This window comes from Variovorax sp. 01T432, from assembly GCF_056398605.1.
Genome location: NZ_JBFTPS010000117.1, coordinates 1 through 2,600 on the forward strand (window position 1 = coordinate 1; position 2,600 = coordinate 2,600).

Here is a 2,600-nt window from a genome sequence, read left to right on the forward strand (position 1 = left end):
GTTCGACTCCGATGATTGGTTTTGACGCCGATGCGGTGCATCGCGAGTTCGGTCTGGCCGAGGACGAAGTGCCGGTCATGCTGTTGTCCATCGGGACGGAGCGTGCGGGAAACTGGGCGCAGAAGCCGCGCCGACCGCTCGTCGAAGTGTTGGATTTTGTCTAAAACCATTAACTAAATCGATAACTCAAGGACGATAACGATGCCAAGAACTACTGCTCTGAAGCCGGAACAGGTGCCGACCGATTCGAAACCGACTCTCGATGCGTTCACCAAGAACATCGGGTTCACCCCAAATATGATGGCTGCCTTCGCGCAGAGCCCGATCGCATTCAACGCATGGGCTGCCCTGCTCGGCTCCTTGAGCAAGGCGCTCGATGTGAAGACGCGTGACAGTATCGGCCTCGCTGTCTCCGAAGTGAATGGCTGCAACTACTGCCTGGCGGTTCATAGCTTTACTGCGCAGCACATGGCCAAGCTGCCGGCCGAAGAAATCATTCTTGCGCGGAAGGGCAATGCCACAGACCCGAAACGGGACGCAGCGGTCCAGTTTGCGCGCAAGGTTGTCGAGACTCGCGGCCAGGTAAGCGACGCCGACTTGAAAGCAGTGCGCGATGTCGGATACACGGATGCGAACGTCATGGAGATCATCGCGTTGGTGGCCATGTACTCGCTCACGAACTTCTTCAATAACGTGTTCGATCACGACAAGGACTTTCCCGCCGTTACGCCTGCCGGCGCGATCTAACCTCTTCCGGGAGCGTTGACACTGCCCCTTCTCTTAGAGGTTTAGGGAAGTGGTGCAGGGAGACGGGCCGAGACTGATGGCTCGGAAGTGCGGCTCAGTGAGATCGACGCTTACTATTGGAAGACTCAGGAGTCAACGTACGTGACAGCGAACCGAGGGTATCTATGATTGAAATCACGGCCGACATGAAGGCGATTATCAAACAGGCGGTACTGTCGTTCGTCGCGACAGTCAACGAAGACGGGATGCCAAATATTTCGCCAAAAGCGTCTTTGACAAGGCGGTTTCAAGGCCGAAGCGCAACGGGGTTGAGTTACTGAATTGACGCTGGCGGTTGATGGGACGATGCCAGTGTTCGTGCGAACACCTCCAGAGGCGTGTGCCACGCGTGCGTGGCGCGAGGCCTGTTGTTCATGCTGTCGGCGATCCCATCGAGCTCGTCCTGGCTGAACAAGCTCAGGTCTGTGCCCTTGGGCATGTACTGACGAAGCAGGCCGTTCGTGTTCTCGCAGGTGCCGCGCTGCCAGGGGCTGTGCGGGTCGCAGAAGTACACCTTCACCCCCGTTTGCGCCGCCAGATCCGCGTGACGCGACATCTCCTTGCCCTGGTCGTAGGTCAGGCTCTGGCGCATCGGCTCGGCAATCGAATTCAGCTTTGCAGAGAAGCCAGCAAGCGCCGAGGCGGCCGTCGCGTCGTCCATCCTGGCCAGCAGCACCAGCCGACTGGTGCGCTCGACCAGTACACCCACCGAAGACTTGTTGCCCGCACCTTTGTTGGTGGCCAGCCACCCGCGCGGCCTGCGTCCGGGCCAACGCGTGAGCGTGCGCGACCACCTGCCACCGGCGGCGCGGCAGTTCTTTGCACATGACTGCGCGTGGTGTCTGCAGCAGGCGCGCGAAGTTGGCGCCGCGTGTGCCAAACTCATCGATCAGCTGCTGGCCGACCGCATCCTGGAGCGCCTGCGCGCAGCGCAGGGCGTGCTGCGGCTGCGCGACAGGTTTGGCGCCGCGCGCCTGGAAGTCGCCTGTGCCCGGGCGCTGCTCCATTCGAGCCCGTACTACCGCACGGTCAAGACCATCCTCACCGGCGGCTTCGACCAGCAACCGCTGGATGTCGCGGACGGCGCTCACATCCACGCGCCGGGCGCACGCTTCGCGCGCAGCGCGCAACTGCTGTTCAACCCCGACGCCCCGCGTCACTGACCCAAGGAGTACACATCATGAACCCCATGCCAGCCCTCAGCCCGCACCTGAAGCAACTGCGCCTGTCGGGGCATCCTCGACTCGCAGGAGGCGCGCAATCGCCAGGCCATCGATGCCAAGCTCGCCTACACCGAGTTCCTCGCCCTGCTCATCGAGGACGAGGTCGCGCGCCGCGAGCAGAAGAAGTTCACCTGCCGGTTGCGACGCGCGGCGTTCCGCAGCAACAAGACGCTGGACCAGTTCGACTTCGATCGCCTGCCGCAACTCAACCGCGCACTCGTACACGAGCTGGCTACCGGGCGCTATCTCGACGAGCGCGCGCCGGTGCTGATCGTGGGGCCTTGTGGCACTGGCAAGTCACATCTGGCGCAGGCACTGGGCCACTGCGCGGTGCGCCAAGGGGCAGATGTGACCTTCGCCACCTGCACGCAACTAACCGCGGCGTTGAACGCGGCGCGCGCGACCGGCGGCTATGAACGCAAGCTCGCCAACCTCGCGCGCGTGTCACTCCTGATCATTGACGACTTCGGCCTCAAGCCTCTTCGCCCGCCGGCCGATGAAGATCTGCATGAGCTCATGGCCGAGCGGTACGAGAGTGCTGCCACCATCGTGACCAGCAACCTTGATCTCACCGAGTGGGACCAGGCCTTC

General features: G+C 62.2%; 3 protein-coding genes and 3 pseudogenes. 5 read left to right on the plus strand and 1 reads right to left on the minus strand.

From position 1 onward, the window contains the following. The 3 genes and pseudogenes from AC1DNF_RS35410 to AC1DNF_RS35420 form a co-directional block, all read left to right on the plus strand. Nucleotides 1-164: pseudogene (locus AC1DNF_RS35410) on the plus strand (nitroreductase family protein); the annotation flags it as partial. Nucleotides 165-201: 37 nt separating this feature from the next. Continuing rightward, the gene (locus tag AC1DNF_RS35415; protein ID WP_478153575.1) at nt 202-747 is read left to right on the plus strand and encodes a carboxymuconolactone decarboxylase family protein; all 546 of its coding nucleotides are present in this window, start codon (nt 202-204) and stop codon (nt 745-747) included. Nucleotides 748-911: 164 nt separating this feature from the next. Further along, a complete protein-coding gene (locus AC1DNF_RS35420) occupies nt 912-1,067 on the plus strand; it encodes a pyridoxamine 5'-phosphate oxidase family protein (RefSeq protein WP_478153577.1) in 156 nt (51 codons plus the stop codon). On the opposite strand, the pseudogene AC1DNF_RS35425 reads toward AC1DNF_RS35420, so the two are convergent. Then, a pseudogene (locus AC1DNF_RS35425) lies at nt 1,061-1,519 on the minus strand (IS30 family transposase); the annotation flags it as partial. The gene AC1DNF_RS35420 and the pseudogene AC1DNF_RS35425 overlap by 7 nt on opposite strands. Here AC1DNF_RS35425 and AC1DNF_RS35430 point away from each other — a divergent pair. Further along, nucleotides 1,506-1,949: a hypothetical protein gene (locus AC1DNF_RS35430; RefSeq protein ID WP_478153579.1), complete on the plus strand. Its 444-nt coding sequence runs from the start codon at nt 1,506-1,508 to the stop codon at nt 1,947-1,949. The pseudogene AC1DNF_RS35425 and the gene AC1DNF_RS35430 overlap by 14 nt on opposite strands. Nucleotides 1,950-1,966: 17 nt before the next feature. Further along, nucleotides 1,967-2,600 (plus strand): annotated as a pseudogene (gene istB, locus AC1DNF_RS35435) (IS21-like element helper ATPase IstB); the annotation flags it as partial.

Excerpts from the sequence above, each read along its gene's own strand:
- AC1DNF_RS35415 (WP_478153575.1), top strand. The coding sequence starts at position 202 with ATGCCAAGAACTACTGCTCTGAAGCCGGAACAGGTGCCGACCGATTCG.
- AC1DNF_RS35420 (WP_478153577.1), top strand. The coding sequence starts at position 912 with ATGATTGAAATCACGGCCGACATGAAGGCGATTATCAAACAGGCGGTA.